Source organism: Cryobacterium sp. TMT3-29-2 (assembly GCF_004564305.1).
In the GTDB taxonomy this organism is placed as follows: Bacteria; Actinomycetota; Actinomycetes; order Actinomycetales; family Microbacteriaceae; genus Cryobacterium; species Cryobacterium sinapicolor.
In genome coordinates, this window is record NZ_SOGK01000127.1 from 32,006 (window position 1) to 49,360 (window position 17,355).

Below are 17,355 nucleotides of genomic sequence, written 5' to 3' on the forward strand. Positions count from 1 at the left end.
TAGTGCAGATGCCGAGTCTGGTCCCGCCGCCATCACGGCCGGCGACAGTGCCCGTTCCGGTCGAGAGTGCTTGGCGGAGCGGGCACTCTCGACCGGAACGGACACACTGAAGCAACGGATGCCGCGAGGGCGTGGGAGCAATCGACTAGGCCCGGATGGCCGAGGAGATCATCTCCGGCCCGCGCCGCTCGAACGCAAGCGAACCCTGCCAGACCCCGCCCACGAGCGTGATCAGACCGATGCCGACGCCGAGAACGAGCGCCGGGATGTTCCAGACCGGGTCGACGAACACGCCCAGGAGAGCACAGGCGAGCGCCGGAAGTGACAACAGGATCGACCCGGCGAAGGTGAACGACTGGATCAGCGCGGCCGCGGTGTCCGACGCCTGTGGCTGGACGAACGGGCTGTCTCCCGGCTTGGTCGCAGGGTAGGGGAAGCGTGCCGACGAATAGCTGGAGAGTCCCAGCCCGGTCAGCAGGATGCTGGTGCTCACCCCGAGGATGGACGGCATGACCGCCCAGTCCCCGTAGACCGACACGCTGAGCGCCGATCCCGCCGCGATCATCGGGATCCCCACGAAGAGGGCGGGAACCAGGCGACCCATCCGATCCTCGAATCCGCGGGTGCCGGAGGCCACATGCAGCCAAACCGCGGTGTGGTCCAGGGCGACGTCGTTGTGCAGGGTCCAGCCCAGGAAAACGCTCATCAACGGCACCGGCAGCAGCGCGAGGTAGGAGATCGGCACCCCCGCGAAGGACAGCGGCAGAATGACGATCAGGGGGATGACCGGGATGATGATCACGGACATCCAGTAGCGGGAGTCGCGGCGCCAGTACGTGAGGCTGCGGGCTGCAATCGCACCCATCGGGGTGTGTGGCATGCTGTCGAACCACCCGAGCCCGCCGTAGTGGCGGGCCGGAGCCTCACGGTCGGGCGTGACGAGCATCCGGGCCACCAGACCCTGCCAGGCGAGCCACAGCAGGTACGTCGTCGTCCCGGCCATCAGCAGCTTGAGCACTGCCGCACCCCAGAGCCCGGTTGAGGCGTCCCCTGGTACGGCCCAGGCCGCGCCGAGGGGCGTCCAGCCGAGGATGCCCGCCAACCCGCCGATCAGGTCGAGGCCGTAGCGACCCCAGTCGAAGTTGAGCGCTAGAAGCACGATGGGGGCGGTCATGACCAGAAGCAGCACCCCGACGATTCCGGTGAACTCCCGGGAACGACGCGTCGCCAGCAGGAACGCCGCCAGCGATGTGCTCACCCGTGAGGCGAGCATGCAGGTGGCCAGCAGCAGGGCTGCGGAGACGAGGGCGAGCAACGTTTCGAAGACGCCCCGGGACCAGGTCACGACTGTGCCGAGCAGCACGACCCCGAGCACGAACGCAGGCACCCCCACCAGCGAGGACAGCGCGAGGCCGAGCGACAGCCGCCGGGTCGGGATGCCCATGGTCGCGAATTTGCGCGGGTCCATGGTGTCATCGATCCCGAAGACGAGCGGGAACAGCAGGAAGCCGACCACGACGAGCGACCCTGCGACGATCAGGCCGTCGCGAAGGGCCACTGGATCGCCCGTGAAGCGGAGCCCCACGAGCACCACGAAGAGGCCGACGGCCAGCGCGAGGCCGTAGAGCAGGCCGATCACGATACCGACGACCTGCCAGGGACTGCGCCGGAACAGATTGGCGAGCAGGCGGACCTTCAGTCCGAGAAACTGTGCAACCACTCCATGCCCTCCGCCACCTTGCGTCCGCCGGCCAGCTCGATGAACCGTTCCTCGAGCGTCTTCTCACCACGGACCTCATCGATGGTGCCGGATGCCAGCACCGCGCCCTGCACGATGATGGCGACATGGTCGCAGACACGCTGGATCAGGTCCATGCCGTGGCTCGACAGCACGACCGTTCCGCCGCTGGCGACGTATTTCTGCAGGATCTCGGTGACATTGACGGCGGAGACCGGGTCGACCGACTCGAACGGCTCGTCGAGCACAAGCAGTCGCGGCGAATGGATCATCGCGCAGGCGAGTGCGATCTTCTTCGTCATGCCGGCCGAGTAGTCGGCAACGAGGCGGTTGAGTGCGTCTTCGAGGCCGAAGGCGGTCGCCAGGTCGGCTGCGCGTTGCCGCACGGTGACGTCGTCGAGGCCTCGGAGCACACCCGAGTAGTAGAGCAGCTGGGCACCGGTCAGGCGGTCGAACAGGCGCAGGCGATCAGGAAGCACGCCGATGATGCGCTTGGCGGCGATCGGGCTCCCCCAGACATCGATGCCGTTCACCGTGACGCTGCCCGCATCCGGCCGAAGAAGCCCGGTGACCATGGAGAGCGTCGTCGTCTTACCGGCGCCGTTGGGCCCGACGATCCCGAAAAACGACCCGGCGCGCACCTCGAGGTCGATGCCCGACACCGCCACGGTCTGCCCGAAGCTCTTCTGCAGACCGGTGACCGAGAGCACCACCGGAGAGTCGGGATCGATCGCGGCCGGCGCGATCACCGGGGCGCGCTTGCGCGGGACGCGCTTGAAACCGGGCCGCTTCGTGGCGGCAGACACGGCGGGAGGTAGCAGTTCCGTTTCGGCGGCTGCCGACAGCTGACCCGATGCGGCTGCGCCGAGCTCCAGCACGGACGTCTCTTCCTCGGAAGATTCCGCAACGGATGTCTCCGCCATGGCCGGCTCGGCAGACTCGACCGCCGCCGGGAAGTGCTCCGGCGGAACCTGCGTGGCAGGGTCAGACGCAATTTCGTCAGCCTCAGATTGCTCAGCCTCAGATTGCTCAGCCTCAGATTGCTCAGCCTCAGTTTGCTCAGACTCGGGTTCCGCAGCCTTGGATTCGGCATGCTCAGTCTCCGGACGCTCCGGTTCGACACGCTCAGGTTCGACAAGCACCGGGTCGACACGCTCAGATTCGACAAGCACCGGGTCGACAAGCACCGGGTCGACAAGCACCGGGTCGACAAGCACCGGGTCTGGTTCGGACACGTTCGCAGCAGCCGCAGCCGCAGCCGCCAGAGTCGCCGCCCGAGTCGCTGCAGCCCGCGCTGCGCTGGCCTTCGCCGCGCTGGACCGGGCCGCACCGGTCTTCTCGACGGATTCAGACTTGGCCGCCGCCGTGCGTGCCGCCGTGGCCCGGGCGGATGTGGTGCGGGCGGATGTTGTGGTGGCTGTCGTGCGGGCCGCGGGCGGGCGAGCAGTGCCGCCCTTCGGGGCCCCGTTCCTCGGCAGGGTGCCCGCGGGGTCAGCCTCCGGGGCTGCAGCCGGCTTCCTCGGGGCCGTTCTCGTCACGGGCTTTTTCGGAGCGGCCCTGGGCGCGGGATTCTTTGGAACGGGCTCGCCGGGGGCACCCGGATCCGACTCCGCAGCCGCTGTCGCGCGGGCAGCGCTCGGACGAACAGCGGCCACACGGGGGGTAGCCGTCGTGCGCGGCGGCGGCTTTGGAACGGGAGCCTTAGGCACCGGCGTCGCGCGCACAACAGCCGGCATCGTGGCCTGTGTTTCAGCAGAATCTGTCGCGGAAGAGCCTGCCCTCTGATCGTCGGGCTCGGATGTCGGGGGCGCTGAAGTCACCTCGCTAACCTACCAAGGACCGTCTGACATCGCAGGTTTCGGGGGCCACTGGCAAACAGAGTCAGTCGCTGCCCGGCCACACGCACCCGGGTCACGAATTCAACACGGAAAGAAGCCTGCCCTTCCCCCCAACAGAGGGCATAAGGTACTCTGAAAGCGGCATAACGATGTGTCTATACGTGAACTTACAAGTGAACCCTAGGCAAACTCGTTCCTAATATGAGGGAGTCTCGGTCACTCGAATTCTTTTTGAGGAGACAATCGTGACCACCCAGGTAGTCATTTTGGCAGCAGGCATGGGAAGCCGACTCGGTCGTTCGCTTCCGAAGCCGCTCACTGAGCTCAACGATGGTCGAACGATCATGCAGCAGCAGTTCGACAACATTGATCACGCCTTCGGAAAGAAGGCCAAGGTGACCATCGTCGTCGGATACAAGCTCGAGCACATCATCGAAGCGTTCCCGCAGGCATCCTTCGTCTACAACGAAGAGTATGACCAGACGAACACCTCGAAGAGCCTGATGCGCGCTCTCCAGGCGTCCACCACCGGCGGTGTGCTCTGGATGAACGGTGACGTCGTCTTCGACCCGGCCATTCTCGACCGCGCCGCCGCGATGGTGGCTCGCGACCAGTCGTTCGTCACCGTCAACACCTCCAAGGTGTCCGATGAGGAGGTCAAGTACACGACCAGCGCCGAGGGCTACATCAAGGAACTCTCCAAGACCGTCAAGGGCGGACTGGGCGAGGCCGTCGGCATCAACTACATTTCCAGCGCGTACAAGGCCGTCCTGCTCCACCATCTGACGAAGGTCGCCGACCAGGACTATTTCGAGCGCGGCATCGAGCTCGCGATCGAGAAGAACAACCTGCTGGTCGAGCCTCTCGACATCTCCGATTTCTACGCGGTCGAGGTCGACTTCGCCGAGGATCTCGAACGGGCGAACCTCTTCGTTTAGCGGTGCCGTTCGCGTAGGGCGCGCGTCGCGCCCCTACGATAGAGCGCGTGAGTAGTTATGCGGAGGTGCGCCCGGAGCAGCGCACGTCTTTCGCCAGGTACCGTCATTCCCTCTGGTTGCTCACACAGCGGGACCTACGGGTGCGCTACTCTACCTCGCTGCTCGGCTATTTCTGGTCGATTCTCGACCCGCTGGTCATGGCCGGGATCTACTGGTTCGTCTTCACCCAAGTCTTCCAGCGCACGGTCGGCAACGAGCCGTACATCGTCTTCCTGCTGTCGGCGCTGCTGCCGTGGATGTGGTTCAACGGCACCGTGTCCGACTGCACCCGCGCGTTCCTGCGCGAGGCGAAGCTGATCCGGTCCACCCGCATTCCCCGTACGATTTGGGTGAACCGGCTCGTCTTGTCCAAGGGCATCGAGTTCGTGGCCTCCATCCCGGTGCTCTTGCTGTTCGCGATAATCGCCGGCGCCGAACTGAGCGCGGGGGTGGCGCTCTTCCCCCTCGCCATCCTGATCCAGACGATCTTGACCGCGGGGATCGGGCTGATCGTGGCTCCCCTCGTAGTCTTCTTTCGTGACCTCGAGCGTGCCGTGAAACTTATCCTCCGGTTCCTCTTCTACGCATCCCCGATCATCTACGGCACGGCAGACCTGCCCACGGAACTGCAGTTCTGGGCCGGCTTCAACCCGCTCAGCGGCCTGTTCAGCCTGTACCGGGCCGCATTCTTCCCCGAGCAGCTCGACTGGACTCTCGTGCTGATCAGCGCGCTGATGTCGGTCCTCTTCCTCGCCGTCGGCCTGATTGTCTTCACGCGCACCGAGCGCGCTGTTCTGAAGGAGATCTAGTGTCGGCACCGGTGATCACCCTGAAGGGTGTCGGCATCCGTTTCCGCCGCAATCGACGCGGCCGGCGCTCGTTCAAGGACCTTTTCGCCGCCCGGCGACGGCGCATCCGACCCAACGAGTTCTGGGCGCTGCGGAACGTGTCGTTCACAGTGCAGCGCGGCGAGGCGATCGGCGTGGTCGGTCGCAACGGTCAGGGCAAGTCGACCCTGTTGAAGCTGGTCACGGGCGTCGTGCTGCCCGATGAGGGCACCGTGCGCGTGACCGAGGGCGTGGCCCCGCTGATCGAGATCACGGGTGGCTTCGTGGACGACCTCACGGTACGCGAGAACGTCTACCTGACAGCGGGCCTGCACGGTATGACGAAGAGGCAGATCGCCGAGCGTTTCGACGAGATCATCGCCTTCGCCGAGATCGCCGACTTCGTCGACACTCCCTACAAGCACCTGTCCAGTGGCATGAAGGTGCGGATCGCGTTCGCCGTGATTTCCCGGCTCGAGGAGCCCATCCTCCTCGTGGACGAGGTGCTCGCGGTCGGCGACAAGGCGTTTCGGGAGAAGTGCTACCGGCGGATCGAGGAGCTCCTGGCCGGCGGGCGCACACTGTTCTTCGTGTCCCACAATGAGCGGGACCTGAAGCGGTTCTGCACCAGGGGCCTCTACCTTGACAAGGGTGCGCTGGTTCTGGATGCCCCCATCGCCGAAGTGCTGGCGCTCTACAACTCGCAGTACGGGATCAAGCCGGCCTGACGGGCCGAAGCGATCACGGCATCCGGTCGGGCCGGCCGTCCCGGGAGGGCGGCAGGTGAGCGGAATTGAAACCGGTTATCAGGTCACCTGGCTCCAGGCCGAGCACCGTCGCGAGCCGGATCAGGGTGTGGAAGGTGGGGTTGCCGAGGCCCCGGTCGATGCGCGCGTAGTTGGACACGTTCAGGCCGGCCAGGTGGGCGACGGCTTCCTGATTGAGGGCCAGCTGGCGCCGCCGGCGACGCAAGCGGACACCGAGGATTCGGGATGCTTCTGACTTCGGCTCAGGCATGCTCTGTGTATAGGCGCGCACCGTCCATTCCGCCAGTGGCACCCAGCCGGGACACGTAAACTCAACGGGACACTGAGGGAGGGCACTCTGATGGCCAGAAAAGCAAAGCCGATCATCTCCGAGACGGGCGGCCTGCCGCGGGGCGGTCAACTCCCCACCGGGATCGTCACGGGCTTCGACCGCGTGATGGCGATCCATCGGCCTGCGGTGCTCGCTCACATCCGCTCCGTGCGGCACCGTTCTCCGCAGGCCTCGCCCGTGGAGGTCATCCAGATCTTGGAACGCCGCTATCTCGCCGCCGTCACCACCGGCGGTGCCGCGGTCGGCGCGACGGCGGTCATTCCCGGGGTCGGCACCGGTATCACGCTGGCCCTCTCCGGTGTGGAGACGGCCGGGTTCCTCGAAGCCACCGCACTGTTCACGCAGTCGGTCAGCGAGGTGCACGGCATCGCGGTCGAGGATCCGGAGCGGGCGCGCGCGCTCGTGATGACGATGATGCTCGGTCGTGAAGGCTCGGACCTGGTGCGCCAGCTGGCCGGCCAGGTCTCCGGCTCCGGCGTGCCGCGCACCGCCTACTGGGGCGAACTCGTCACCACCAGCATTCCCCGGGCGATCATGGGACCGCTGACCGATCGGTTGAAGAGCAGCTTCATCCGGCAGTTCGTCGCCAAGGGCGGCGCCAGCTTCATCGGAAAGGCCCTGCCGTTCGGCGTCGGCGCCATCATCGGCGGTGCCGGCAACCACATCCTGGGCACGCGGGTCGTGCGGTCCTCCCGGCTCGCGTTCGGCCCGCCCCCGATCGGTTTCCGCGAGGAGCTGAACCCGCAGGTACGAATCGTCAATCAGCAAACGCGCGCCCGCCGCATCCCCGGGATCACCCGCCTGTCCCTGACCGGACTGCCCGGTCGGCTGTCACCTCGGCGACGGATGCCCGACGCACCTGAGCCGGCGCCGCCGACACCGCCCCGTGCCGGCTAGGGCTTCTCGACGTCGGTGATCTCGTCCGCCGGAGCGTCGATGGCCGGCTCGACCACCTCGAGACTCACGGCCTGCGGGTGGGAGGCGTCGAAACGTTCCCACTCGTGCATCAGGTGCGCCACGGCCGCATGGAATCGGTTCGTGGCGACCCCGGGGCCGGTGTCGCCGAAGTAGCGCTCGACCCAGACGTTGAGCCGGTCCTGAGCCTCGCTGTCATGGCTGAGGTCGTCGAGCACCGTGAGGATGCTCCCGGCCCGGTCGACGTGCAGCCACTCGCAGTCGGAGAGGTAACCGCTCGAGTCGATCTGGGCTTCCGGGTCGACAGGACGGGTCACCATCAGTGCCTTACCCGAGGCCAGTCGGTCGTAGACCATTGCCGAGATGTCGACGATCGCGACATCCGCCGCCGACAGCTGCCAGCCCAGGCCGGGGCTCGCATCGTAGATGTGGCGGGCCGACGCATCCCGCGCATTCGCCGTCGCGATGGCCGCGATGATGGCCTTGTTCGCGGCGCCGTATTCGCTGCTCACCACTCCGCTGCGCGGGTGGGGACGGTAGATCACCCGGTGCCGGCCCGAGGCGAGCAACGCCGTCACGAGGGCGACGCCGTGGGACGCGATCGAGCCGTATGCGGCAGCCGGCCGGTCACCTTCCCAGGTCGGAGCATAGAGGACGACCTGGCGCCCGTCCCGGGCGAACGGCGTCGCGCCCGAATAATAGTCGGCCTGGGGGCGCCCGATCGCGATGGCGCGCTTGTCGAAGTCGTAGTCCCAGAGCACCTTGTCGAGGCGGGCGATCGCGGCGTCTCCGGCGACGAAGGCGTAGTCGTAGGCCTTGATCTGGTTCGTGACCATGTACATCTTGTCGCTCTCACCGTGGTTGATGAAAACGTGCCAGCGGCGCCCGTAGCGCATCATCTGGAAGTTGCGGGTGTTCTGGTTCACATAGAACACGATTCGGATGTCCTGCTCCGCCAGCACCCGTTCGAGGTCGACGACCCGACGGACGTAGACCACCGGGATCGGGGACTCGTCGATCAGCGGCAGGGCACCTGCCCCGCTGCGGCTCAGCACCAGGACGGGCCAGGTCTCGGCGAGCTTCGCCAGCGGCTTGTACCACTGCCGCATCTGGTACAGGTTGACGTCGCCGTCAGCGAAGTAGACCGCGATCTTGAAGTGGTTCCGGGGCAGCGGCTCCCGCTTGGACAGCCGCCCGTTCAGCAGCCGCTGTGCCTTGCGCGACGCCGTGACGTCCCTGACCAGCTTGAGCCCAAGCCTCACGTCTCGTTGAATACCCACCCGTCAAGAGTACCGACCATGCAACTTACCCGAGCGCCCCTGACCCCCGAAGGGGAACTTGACGACGGAATCGTTAGACGATGGGTGGTCGGCCAGCCAGCGTCATCCGCCACACCGTGCGTGCCTTGAGCGGGCGCCGCTCCCCCGGGTCAGTGGTCCAGCCCTCGCGGAAACCCGCGAGCCAAGCGCGGAGGGCGCTCGGATTGCGGGCCCAGCGCAGTATCTGGATCAGGAGCCAGGACCCGGCGTAGACGGGCACCAGCGGCACCGGGAGGTTGCGGCGGGCCAGCCAGACCCTGTTGCGCGCATTCAGGCGGTAGTAGTCGGCGTGCCGGGTCGGCGCGATCACGGGGTGATTGGCTTGCAGGTCACCCGCATACCAGGCGCGCAGGCCCAGGTCCCAAACCCGCCAGGCCAGCTCGATGCCCTCATGGGCATAGAAGAACGGCTCGGCCCAGCCTCCGGTGGCGTCGAAGGCGGCCCGGGGCAGCAGCACGGCGCCCTCCCAGACCGAGAAGACGTTGCTGGAGTGAGTGGCCTCGCCTTTACGGATGCGCGGAATCCACCGCCGGGGAGACGCGATCCCGGCCGGGTCGACCACGCGGGGCTGCAGGAGGCCGATGGTCGGGTCAGCCCGCAGCACGCCGACGGCATCCCGCAGAAAATGCGGGTCCGGGATGCTGGCGTCGTCGTCGAGGAAGAAGAGGAACTCGCCCGCGACGCGGGAGACCCCGCGGTTGCGGCCGGCCGGAATGCCCAGGTTCTCGGGCAGTCCGAGGGTCTTCACCGCCGCGGGAAGGTCGGATGGCTGCCAGCCGTTGCCCACGCAGACGATGTCCAGGCGCACGTCCTTCTGGGCCATCAGGCTCCGGATGCCGCGAGCCAGGTCGTCGGGACGGGTGCCCTGGGTGAGCAGCACGACCCCCACGGTCGGCAGGGCGAGGCCGTGCGGTGCCGCGTCAGGACCGGACACGTTTGGACGCCATGATAGCCACGAAGTGGCCCACCAGTGAGAGGAATGCCAGTGGCACGAGCAGGGCCAGCACGAAGCGGTCGACCGTCGTCTCGCCGAGAAAACTGCCGACGACCGCCGCGACGAAGATCAGCATCGTCAGCTCGACCGAGTGGTACAGCCGGTGGAACGGCAGGAACCGGGCCAGTCTGCGGGCCCGGGCGATCAGGCTCGACGTCGGTGTCTGCTCGTGCTTGCGATCGGCGAGCTTGGTCATGCCCGCGTTCGCACGGGCCACGTGCACCATGTCATTGAGTGCCTTGTTGAGCACGATGATCAGGGCGAGCAGGAGTGCGAGTGTGGTCCAGAGGAAGTCGGCCGGGGCCTCGAACGGGTAGTAGGCGCATCGTATGCCGAACGCGATCGGGATGAGAGCCTCGGTCGTGTAGTGCCCGACCTTGTCGAGGAACACCCCGGCCGGGGAGGACTGCCGGCGCCAGCGGGCGACCTCACCGTCGGAGCAGTCGACCAGCATCTGCAGCTGCCCGAGCAGGAGCGCGAGCAGGGCGCCCCAGACGCCGGGAATGAGCAGCGCGGCCGCCGTGGACCAACCGACCAGGATCATCAGCCCGGTGACGCCGTTCGCCGAGATGCGGGTCTTCAGCAGCATCCAGGTCAGGTACGGGGAGATGTCGCGCAGGTAGAGGGACGCCGTCCAGTGCTCGGCGTTCGCCCGCAGCCGCACTTCCGGCGGCTGCGCCACCCGGCGCAACTCGGCGATTGAGGAGGGTCGAGTCGCCGCGGGATTCGCTGACGTCATTGGTGCCTTCCGGTATGGGCCGTGATGTTGGTGGTGAACTTCAGATAGCCGAGCAGGAAGCCGATCCCCCAGCAGAAGTGGATGCAGGGCAAGACTACGAGAAACCACAGCCCGGCACGAAAACCGTCCGGACGCGTCACCAGGGCCGTGGCCAGGGCGACGAGGAGTAGGTAAGCGGCGGGAATCAAGAATCCGAGCAGCATCCACGGGGTCGCTGCGGTGAACAGCTGCACCAGACCGGCCAGTCCGGCCAGGGTTCCGCCCAGGACACCCAGGACCATGACGGGCGGGGCGAAGTAACGGATGCCGTTGTCCTCGGGATACCGGCGGGCGAGTTCCCCGCGCCAGAGTCCGGTGGACACCATCTGCCGGGCCAGCCGGGCCAGGCTCGGGCGGGGCCGGTAGACGACCCGGAGCCGGGGAGTGAACCAGACGGTGCCGCCCTGGTCGCGCAGGCGGCGGTTGAGTTCCCAGTCCTGGCCTCGCTTGATGCCCTCGTCGAAGAGGCCCACGCGCACGATGCTGTCCAGACGGAAGCAGCCCAGGTAGACGGTTTCCGCGGGGCCTTCCGGGCCGCCGATGTGCAGGGGCGTTCCGCCGAGGCCGATCTTCGTGCCGTAGGCGCGGGCCACGGCCTTCTGAAACGGGCTTGCCCCCTGGGCGTCCATGACGCCGCCGACATTGTCGGCGCCGGTGCGCTCGAGGGTCTCCACGGCGATGCGGGCATAGTCCGGGGGCAGCACCGAGTGGGCGTCGACGCGGATGACGAACGGGTACTTCGACGCTCGGATAGCGGCGTTGAGGCCTGCCGGAGTGGAACCGATCTCGTTCGCGACGATGCGGATGCGCGGATCGACCGCGGCCATCTCCTCGACCAGTTCGGTCGTGCCGTCGATGCTCGGGCCGAGCGCCAGGGTGACTTCGAAGGGCCCCATATAGTCCTGGCGGAGCAGGCTGGTCACGGCGGCACGCACATGTGTCACGTCATTCAGCACCGGCATCACGTAGGAAACCCCGAGCAGGGACTTCTCTCCGGAAGAGGGATCCTGGCTGGTCATAGTTCCATTCTTCTGGACGGGAGCTAGAGCCTATCAGCCGCGTCTTTCGGGCCCGCACCGGCGAGGCGAACGACAGCTGCGCCGCCGGTGGATCACCGGCGGCGCAGCTGTCATGCCCTGGAAGGAGCGGGTTGTCAGCTCGAGAGCTCGCCGACCGTGACGGACACCGTGACGGACTTGCCGTCGCGCACATAGGTGAGGTCGGCCGTGTCGCCGGCGGCGAGAGCACGAACCTGGGCGGTCAGGTCGTTGGCGTCGGTGATGGGCAGGTCGTTGAGGTTGGTGACGATGTCTCCTTTTCGGAGTCCGGCCTTTTCGGCCGCGCCGCCCGGTGATACCTCGCTGATCAGGGCGCCGACGGTGGTGCTCTCGGGGCTGCCGGCCGCACTGGTGACGCTGGCACCGAGCAGACCGTGGCTGGCCGTGCCGGTGGCGATCAGTTCGTCGGAGACGCGCTTGGCCAGGTTCGACGGGATGGAGAAGCCAACACCGATGCTGCCGGCCGCCGCCGAGTCGCCACCGGCGCTGGCGATGGCGACGTTGATACCGATCAGCTCACCCTTGGCGTTGAGCAGGGCTCCGCCTGAGTTGCCGGGGTTGATCGCGGCATCCGTCTGGATGACCGAGAGCGAGATGCTGCCGGTGGACGGAGCCTGCGCGGGGTCGCCGTTCTGGTCGGGAAGGTCGAAGAAGAACGGGCTCTGATCCTCGTCGGGCGCGGCGTTGTCGGGTGTCGACGGGGCGGCCGAGGAGGCGATGGAGATGCTGCGGTTGAGTGCGCTGACAATGCCGTCGGTGACGCTGCTCGACAAACCGAGAGGTGCGCCGATCGCGATGGCACTGTCGCCGACGTTGAGCTTGCCGGAATCGGCCCACTTGATCGGCGTCAGGCCACTCACGCCCTCGAGCTTGATCACGGCAAGGTCGGAGATCGGGTCGGTACCGACGATGGTGGCGGAGTAGAGCTTGCCGTCGCTGGCGGTGACCTGAATGCGGGCGTCGGCGGCGGCGCCGTCGAGGGTGACGACGTGCGTGTTCGTGAGGACGTAGCCGTCTTCGCTGAGGATGACGCCGGAACCGGTTCCACCGGAGCTGCCGTCGGACGCGTCAATGGTGACCACGCTGGGGGTGGCCTTGGCGGCGACCGCCGTGATCTGGCTGACGCTGTCGGTGTTGTTGACCACGACCGTGCTGGGGCCTTCGGCCTGGCTGGCCGGCACGCCGCTGGTCTGGTTGGTGAGCACGAACGCCGTGACACCGGCACCGGATGCTCCGCCGACGAGGGCGCCGATGGCGAGCGCCGCGATCAGGGCGATATTTCCCGAGCGCCGGGGCTGCTTGGTCGGGCCGCCGGGCCGGCCGGAGGCGTACCCGTTCTGCTGGGCGTAGGACGGCGACTGGGTGTTCGGAGCGTAAGGATTGGGGGTGGCGCCGCCCTCGACCGGGCGGCCGAAAGCATCCGTCGCGGAGGCGAGAGTGGGCTGGGCCGCGCTGGGCTGGGTCGGCGCCTGCTGCTCGGAGGCGTTGACGGTGTCGGGGATGACCTCGGTCGACTGCTCGTCACCGGAGGTGGTCGGAGAGGAACCGGCCGCCGCGGGCTGCGCCGGGGCCGACGCCTCGCCGGCCGCATTCACCTGGAATGGTACTGCGTCGTCGGGATCGGGAGTGGTGCCGGATACCTGCGGGTTGTCGGTCATGATGTGCTCCTTCCAAGCAATCCCACCTTGACTCCTGAACCTGAACGAATGATATGTGCAGGCTGGGAGCATTCAATGACGACGCCGTGACTTGTTCGGGCCGGGGTCGATCCTCTCGGTCAGCAGCCCGGCCCAGCCGGATGCGCTGTACACTCCCGGTTGACGAGCACCGTCTGGGCGTCTCCCACGATCACGCCGAGCGGGCTGGCCGAAATTGCCAACGTACCCTCGACCGGGCGCCAGGCAAGGCCCGCGAAGCGGTACACGGCTGAGTACACCACCGCGACGACTACGGCGTAGCTCCCCGGCCTGGCGAACGTGTGGCTGGTGGCGGTGCGTGAAAATTCCGGCAGACCCAGCGCCGCCCAGGTGGCGCCGCCAGAATCGGTGCTCGCCTGGGCCCCGTCGCCGTAGGTCCAGCGGTAGCCGACCGGGGTGAAACGAACCTCAGCCGGATATCCGAGCAGCGCACCGGTGCGGCTGTGCACGGATGCCGACGCGATGAAGTTGGAAGGCAATCCGGCGACGCTCCAGCCGCCCGGTTCCATCGTCTGGGACGGCGCCGCAGGCTGGAAGTTGACCAGGTCACTGACCCGGACCACGAGGTTCGGATCGCACGGCGAGCCCGGTATGCAGTTCACGGTGAAGTCGTCGCGCACGAACGCCAGCGGATCGACGACGGGTGCCGCACCCGGCCCGCTTCCTTCGTCGCCGCCTGAATCTTGCGCGCCGGATCCCGCTCCGCCACCGGCCCCGTTACCGGCCCCGTTACCGGCCCCGTTACCGGAACCCTGTCCCCCGCCGGTCTCGTACCCCGCAGAAAGATCCACTCCGCCGTTGTTGATGTTTCCCGTCGCTGCTGGTGGCGAACAAAGCCCTGCGACTGCCAGTTGATATGGGCAATCTCGATCCTCCGCGGCTGCGTACACTGGCGAAGCAAGAGAAAGAATTATAGGCATCAGCGCTACTAGCAGAAATTTGAACCGGACCATACCCGCGACTCCGTCATCTGGAAGTTATCACTACTTTTGTCAGTTCCGACGAAGGCCACTTCCAAAGGCATCCGTAGTGGGCGGTCCGGCTGAGAGACCGGCACTCCTGAGGAATCAACGATGTCGCTATTCGTCACATCGAGACAGACATAGACCCTTATCTCCCATTTTTCTTCTTCGTTGATCTCCGCGGACTGGATAGTCATCGAGTCAAAAGTGGTGGAACCGACTTGCTTCCAGCCCTTCTCATCAAATGATGCGGCAGCAGACAGGTCACTCTCGTGAGCTTCTCCGGAGCTCAGGGATAGAAAATGTTCACGTGATAATGTTCCGGATTTTTCTGCTGCATCGCCAGCGGCGAGATAGGCCGCATAGGCCTCTGTGGCCGCAGCGAGAGCCTCCTCGTCGGAGGCGAAGACGGGGGCATCCGTCGGCACCGACGTCTCGGATGCCCGGGGCGTCGGTTCGGGTGTGCAACCGGTCAGCGCGAGCATGCCGAGCAGCAGCAGCGAGCCCAGTACGAGGAGGTCGCGCTTCACGGTCCGCATCCGGCCAACCTAGGGCATCCGGCCCGGCCGCGCTCGAACTTTCCACATGTCGTAGTTTGGAGGAATGCAGGTGACACCATGACGATCGCGGGGGCCTGGCGACGCACGGCTCGCGGGGCCGGTCTGCTCGCTGCCGACGGCACCGTCGCGGCGAGCATTTTCGCCGAGATGAGTGCCCTTGCCCTGCGCACCGGCGCCATCAACCTGGGTCAGGGATTCCCCGACGAGGACGGCCCCGCCGAGGTGCTCGAAGCTGCCCGACAGGCAATCTCCGACGGCGTGAACCAGTACCCGCCGGGGCGCGGATTGCCCGTACTGCGGGAGGCCATCGCCCGTCACCAGTTCCGCTTCTACGGCCTGACCGTCGATCCCGACACGGAGGTCCTGGTGACGGCCGGCGCCACCGAGGCGCTGGCGGCGACCATTCTCGCGCTGCTCGAACCAGGCGACGAGGTCGTCACACTCGAGCCGTTCTACGATGCGTACGGCGGCCTGATCGCGTTGGGTGGGGGCATCCATCGCACGGTGCGCCTACGGGCACCCGATTTCCAGCCGGACCCCGACGACCTGCGCGCGGCGATCACCGACCGCACCCGGCTGATCATCGTGAACAATCCGCACAACCCCACGGGGACCGTGCTTCCGCGTGAGACCCTGGACCTCATCGTGTCCCTCGCGCACCGCCACGATGCGCTCATCGTGACCGATGAGGTCTACGAGCACCTCACCTTCGGTGTTCCCCATGTGCCGGTCGCGACGATTCTCGGGGCAAGCGATCGCACGATCACGATCTCCTCCGGCGGCAAGACGTTCAACACCACCGGCTGGAAGATCGGCTGGCTCACCGCCCCGGCCAGCCTGGTTACCGCCATCCTCGCCGTGAAGCAGTTCCTCACCTATGTGAACGGTGCGCCGTTCCAGCCGGCGATCGCGCGGGGCCTCGACCTGCCCGACAGCTTCTACACCGGCATCGCCGCCGACCTCCTGGCCAAGCGCGACGTGCTCGAGAGCGGGCTGACCTCGGCTGGATTCACGGTCAGCCGGCCCCAGGGGTCGTATTTCATCGTGGCGGATGCCGCTCCGCTCGGCCACCCGGACGGCGCCGAATTCTGCCGGGTGCTGCCCGATCTCGCCGGGGTGGTGGCGGTTCCGATCGGTGCGTTCTGCTCCGCCGCGAACCGACCCGAGTACGCCTCACTGGTGCGGTTCGCCTACTGCAAGAGGGTGGACGTGCTCGAGCGCGCCGCCGCACAGCTGGCCGGAATCACCGCCCGGTAGCCGCCGCACGGCAACCCCCGCACCCTGCCCCCGGGGAATCCGTGCCGGCCAGCAATGCCCTCCGGGGTCACGTGCCGGCAACTGTTGTGGCTAACTCCTGTCATCTGCCGACCTGGGCTTCCGTCACCGCGAGATTGCGCGGGTCGGGTGCGAACGCGTCGCAAATTTCAGGAGTTAGCCACACATCCGCGCCGGGAAGGGGGCCTACCCGGCCTAGTGTGCCAGGGCCGGGTAGTCCGTGTAGCCCTCGGCGCCGGCACCGTAGAAGGTGAGCGGGTCGGGAGCGTTCAACGGCAGGTCCTTGAGCCAGCGAGCCACCAGGTCGGGGTTGGCGATCACGGCACGGCCGACGACGACCGCGTCTGCCAGGTCGTCGGCGATGATGGCCATCGCTTCGTCCCGGCTGGTGATTTCACCGAAACCACTGTTGACCAGGAGCGGTCCACCGAAGCGGGTGCGCAGCTGCTGCACCAGTTCACCGGCCGGCTCGCGATGCAGGATGCTCAGGTAGGCCAGGCCCAGCGGGGCGAGCGCGTCGGCCAGTGCGCCGTACGTGGCCAGGAGGTCGGCGGCATCAGTTTCGAGGGCATCCTGGATGTTGTGCTCCGGGGAGACCCGGATGCCGACGCGACCGGCTCCGATCGCGTCGGCCACCGCGGTGACGACCTCCACGACGAAACGCGCCCGGTTCTGCGGGGAGCCGCCGTAGATGTCGTCGCGCTGGTTGGAGGCCGTCGAGAGGAACTCGTGCAGGAGGTAGCCGTTGGCGGAGTGGATCTCGACGCCGTCGAGCCCGGCGGCGATGGCGTTGCGGGAGGCCTGCACGAAGTCCGCGATCACGCCGGGGAGCTCATCCGGCGTGAGGGCGTGCGGCACCGGGTAGGCGGCCTTTCCCTCGTAGGTGCGGGTCTCGCCCGCAATGGCGATGGCACTCGGGGCGACGACTTCGCGGCCGCCGTTGGTGCCCTCATGGGTGACGCGGCCGGCATGCATGATCTGGGCGACCAGGCGCCCTCCGGCGGAGTGCACTGCATCGGCGACATTGGTCCAGCCCGCGATCTGCTCGGGTGTGATCAGACCCGGCTGGCCGGGAAAGCCCTGGCCGGCGTGGCTCGGGTAGGTGCCCTCGGTCACGATCAGGCCGAGGGATGCTCGCTGCTTGTAGTGCTCGACGACAAGCGGACCGGGAACACCCTCGACTCCGGACCGCACACGGGTCAGCGGTGCCATGACGAGCCGGTTGGGCAGTTCCAGATCACCGAGGGACAACGGGGAGAAAAGATTCACGAATAGCTCTTTCTGTGGGTCTGGTTGTCGTCAGGCGGCGCGTGCGTTGC

At 67.0% G+C, this 17,355-nt stretch carries 16 protein-coding genes; 5 read left to right on the top strand and 11 right to left on the bottom strand.

Annotated features, from left to right (window positions below):
- Window positions 1-145: 145 nt before the first annotated feature.
- Together E3O67_RS14630 and E3O67_RS17135 are read right to left on the bottom strand one after the other, a co-directional pair.
- Window positions 146-1,720 (bottom strand): PAM68 family protein, encoded by a 1,575-nt coding sequence (locus E3O67_RS14630; protein ID WP_241982211.1) that lies wholly within the window; start codon window positions 1,718-1,720, stop codon window positions 146-148.
- The gene (locus E3O67_RS17135) at window positions 1,696-3,276 is read right to left on the bottom strand and encodes an ABC transporter ATP-binding protein (protein WP_241982212.1); all 1,581 of its coding nucleotides are present in this window, start codon (window positions 3,274-3,276) and stop codon (window positions 1,696-1,698) included. Before E3O67_RS17135 ends, E3O67_RS14630 begins: the two co-directional genes overlap by 25 nt.
- A 545-nt stretch (window positions 3,277-3,821) precedes the next feature.
- Between E3O67_RS17135 and E3O67_RS14640 the strand changes: the two genes are divergently transcribed.
- Genes E3O67_RS14640 through E3O67_RS14650 form a run of 3 tightly spaced genes read left to right on the top strand, consistent with a single transcriptional unit; the run spans window position 3,822 to window position 6,108 of the window.
- On the top strand, window positions 3,822-4,514 hold the full coding sequence (locus E3O67_RS14640; protein ID WP_134369621.1) for an NTP transferase domain-containing protein: 693 nt from the start codon (window positions 3,822-3,824) through the stop codon (window positions 4,512-4,514).
- 47 nt (window positions 4,515-4,561) lie between these two features.
- Window positions 4,562-5,362, top strand: coding sequence for an ABC transporter permease (locus E3O67_RS14645; RefSeq protein ID WP_241979377.1), 801 nt, complete (start codon window positions 4,562-4,564; stop codon window positions 5,360-5,362).
- A complete protein-coding gene (locus E3O67_RS14650) occupies window positions 5,362-6,108 on the top strand; it encodes an ABC transporter ATP-binding protein (protein WP_134432761.1) in 747 nt (248 codons plus the stop codon). The genes E3O67_RS14645 and E3O67_RS14650 overlap by 1 nt, the downstream gene beginning before the upstream one ends.
- 13 nt (window positions 6,109-6,121) lie before the next feature.
- Here the strand turns inward: E3O67_RS14650 and E3O67_RS17065 are convergent, their stop codons facing one another.
- Complete coding sequence (locus E3O67_RS17065; RefSeq protein ID WP_166787053.1) at window positions 6,122-6,397, bottom strand: helix-turn-helix domain-containing protein; 276 nt, start codon at window positions 6,395-6,397, stop codon at window positions 6,122-6,124.
- A gap of 90 nt (window positions 6,398-6,487) precedes the next feature.
- Here E3O67_RS17065 and E3O67_RS14660 point away from each other — a divergent pair, with 90 nt between their 5' ends.
- On the top strand, window positions 6,488-7,375 hold the full coding sequence (locus E3O67_RS14660; RefSeq protein ID WP_241979378.1) for a hypothetical protein: 888 nt from the start codon (window positions 6,488-6,490) through the stop codon (window positions 7,373-7,375).
- Here E3O67_RS14660 and E3O67_RS14665 read toward each other — a convergent pair.
- From E3O67_RS14665 to E3O67_RS14695, 7 genes are all read right to left on the bottom strand, one after another.
- Window positions 7,372-8,673, bottom strand: a complete 1,302-nt coding sequence (locus tag E3O67_RS14665) for a hypothetical protein (protein ID WP_135103016.1) — start codon at window positions 8,671-8,673, stop codon at window positions 7,372-7,374. The two genes, E3O67_RS14660 and E3O67_RS14665, sit on opposite strands and share 4 nt — an antisense overlap.
- 73 nt (window positions 8,674-8,746) lie before the next feature.
- Window positions 8,747-9,646: a glycosyltransferase family 2 protein gene (locus tag E3O67_RS14670; protein WP_241982213.1), complete on the bottom strand. Its 900-nt coding sequence runs from the start codon at window positions 9,644-9,646 to the stop codon at window positions 8,747-8,749.
- Window positions 9,633-10,445 (bottom strand): CDP-alcohol phosphatidyltransferase family protein, encoded by an 813-nt coding sequence (locus tag E3O67_RS14675; RefSeq protein ID WP_135103017.1) that lies wholly within the window; start codon window positions 10,443-10,445, stop codon window positions 9,633-9,635. Before E3O67_RS14675 ends, E3O67_RS14670 begins: the two co-directional genes overlap by 14 nt.
- Entirely contained in the window at window positions 10,442-11,503 is a 1,062-nt protein-coding gene (locus E3O67_RS14680; RefSeq protein ID WP_241982214.1) for a glycosyltransferase family 2 protein, read from the bottom strand. The genes E3O67_RS14675 and E3O67_RS14680 overlap by 4 nt, the downstream gene beginning before the upstream one ends.
- A gap of 134 nt (window positions 11,504-11,637) precedes the next feature.
- Window positions 11,638-13,200: a S1C family serine protease gene (locus tag E3O67_RS14685; RefSeq protein ID WP_135103018.1), complete on the bottom strand. Its 1,563-nt coding sequence runs from the start codon at window positions 13,198-13,200 to the stop codon at window positions 11,638-11,640.
- Window positions 13,201-13,319: 119 nt separating this feature from the next.
- On the bottom strand, window positions 13,320-14,030 hold the full coding sequence (locus E3O67_RS14690; protein WP_135103019.1) for a hypothetical protein: 711 nt from the start codon (window positions 14,028-14,030) through the stop codon (window positions 13,320-13,322).
- A 137-nt stretch (window positions 14,031-14,167) separates the two neighbouring features.
- On the bottom strand, window positions 14,168-14,731 hold the full coding sequence (locus E3O67_RS14695) for a hypothetical protein (protein ID WP_135103020.1): 564 nt from the start codon (window positions 14,729-14,731) through the stop codon (window positions 14,168-14,170).
- A gap of 87 nt (window positions 14,732-14,818) precedes the next feature.
- Between E3O67_RS14695 and E3O67_RS14700 the strand changes: the two genes are divergently transcribed.
- Window positions 14,819-16,018 carry an aminotransferase class I/II-fold pyridoxal phosphate-dependent enzyme gene (locus E3O67_RS14700; RefSeq protein WP_134432775.1) on the top strand — a complete coding sequence of 400 codons (1,200 nt, stop codon included), beginning with the start codon at window positions 14,819-14,821 and terminating at the stop codon, window positions 16,016-16,018.
- A 213-nt stretch (window positions 16,019-16,231) separates the two neighbouring features.
- Here E3O67_RS14700 and E3O67_RS14705 read toward each other — a convergent pair whose 3' ends face one another.
- Entirely contained in the window at window positions 16,232-17,305 is a 1,074-nt protein-coding gene (locus E3O67_RS14705; RefSeq protein ID WP_135103021.1) for an alkene reductase, read from the bottom strand.
- Window positions 17,306-17,355 lie beyond the last annotated feature (50 nt).

Bases quoted from the DNA above. Each gene is read 5' to 3' on its own strand.
- E3O67_RS14685 (WP_135103018.1), bottom strand. From the start codon at position 13,200: ATGACCGACAACCCGCAGGTATCCGGCACCACTCCCGATCCCGACGAC.
- E3O67_RS14675 (WP_135103017.1), bottom strand. From the start codon at position 10,445: ATGACGTCAGCGAATCCCGCGGCGACTCGACCCTCCTCAATCGCCGAG.
- E3O67_RS14680 (WP_241982214.1), bottom strand. From the start codon at position 11,503: ATGACCAGCCAGGATCCCTCTTCCGGAGAGAAGTCCCTGCTCGGGGTT.
- E3O67_RS14660 (WP_241979378.1), top strand. From the start codon at position 6,488: ATGGCCAGAAAAGCAAAGCCGATCATCTCCGAGACGGGCGGCCTGCCG.
- E3O67_RS14700 (WP_134432775.1), top strand. From the start codon at position 14,819: ATGACGATCGCGGGGGCCTGGCGACGCACGGCTCGCGGGGCCGGTCTG.
- E3O67_RS17065 (WP_166787053.1), bottom strand. From the start codon at position 6,397: ATGCCTGAGCCGAAGTCAGAAGCATCCCGAATCCTCGGTGTCCGCTTG.